The organism is Parapedobacter brassicae (genome assembly GCF_051400755.1).
Taxonomy (GTDB): Bacteria; Bacteroidota; Bacteroidia; order Sphingobacteriales; family Sphingobacteriaceae; genus Parapedobacter.
Map to the genome: position 1 here is coordinate 1 of NZ_JBLFFL010000022.1, position 1289 is coordinate 1289.

Here is a 1289-nt window from a genome sequence, read left to right on the forward strand (position 1 = left end):
AGTGACATGTTAATGAAAAAGAACACCCCATTTGACTTCGAGCGCTTCAAGCAGGAAGCGATGGAAGGTTTGTACGCGGGCAAGAAGGCCGGCGGCACGGACGGCGTATTAGCGCCTATGCTCAAACACCTGTTGGAATCCATGCTGGACGGCGAGTTGGATAACCACCTTGAGGAGGATAAAGCCTCGGGTCAGTCCAACCGGCGCAACGGCAAGGGCAAGAAAACGGTCAGGAGCATGAACGGCGGCAGCTTCGAGCTGGAGACGGGCCGTGACCGGGAAGGCTCCTTTGAACCCAAGATCGTCCCGAAACGGCAGCTGATCATCACCGAGGAACTGGAAGGCAACGTATTGAGCATGTACGCCAGAGGGATGGGTACACGTGCCATCAGCGATTATATCCGGGAGATGTATGCGATGGAGATATCGGCCACGGAGATATCCCGTATCACCGATGCGGTGCTTCCGGCGGTCAACGAATGGCGCAACCGTCCGCTGGATGCGGTTTATCCGTTTGTTTTCCTGGACTGCATGCATTATAAAATTCGGCATAACGGGACAGTTGAGAGCCGTGCCATCTACAACATCCTGGGGATTGATATCGATGGCCGCAAGGACCTGATCGGTCTTTACCTTTCGGAAACCGAGGGTGCCAAGTTCTGGCTTTCGGTGCTGACCGACCTGAAGCAGCGCGGTGTGGAGGATATCCTGATTGCCTGCATCGATGGGCTGAAGGGCTTTCCGGAAGCCATTGAGGCCGTTTTTCCCAAGACCCGTGTCCAGCTGTGCATCGTGCACCAGATCCGCAGCAGCATGAAATACGTGCCGGATAAGGAGAAGAAAACCGTCATGGAGGACCTCAAGCCTGTCTACAAGGCCGTGAACGCCGAACAGGGCTATGAACGGCTGCTGGAGTTCGAGGAAAAATGGGGCAGGAAATATCCGCTCACGGCCAGATCCTGGCTGCAGAACTGGGACAACCTTTCCACGTTCTTCGAATACGACGGGGATGTCCGCAGGGTGATCTACACCACCAATCCCATCGAGGGGATGCACAGGCAGGTGCGCAAGATCACCAAGACCAAAGGGGCTTTCACTTCCGAACAGGCGCTGCTGAAGCTCCTTTATCTGGTGATACGGGAGATAACAAAGAAATGGACAATGCCCATCCACAATTGGGGCTTGACCATCTCGCAATTGTATGTTAAATTTGGTGACAGGCTGCGCCTGAATCAAAATAGTGTTTAGGAATAGGTTGATCCGGATGACACAGTTCACGTTACACTACC

General features: G+C 54.0%; 1 protein-coding gene. It reads left to right on the top strand.

Features of this window, described 5'->3' with window-relative positions; genetic code table 11:
• Positions 1–12 precede the first annotated feature (12 nt).
• Positions 13–1248 (top strand): IS256 family transposase, encoded by a 1236-nt coding sequence (locus ACMGDE_RS19920; protein ID WP_436834594.1) that lies wholly within the window; start codon positions 13–15, stop codon positions 1246–1248.
• The last annotated feature ends 41 nt before the right edge of the window (positions 1249–1289 follow it).

Coding starts and splice junctions, on each gene's coding strand:
- ACMGDE_RS19920 (WP_436834594.1), top strand. CDS start 13: ATGAAAAAGAACACCCCATTTGACTTCGAGCGCTTCAAGCAGGAAGCG.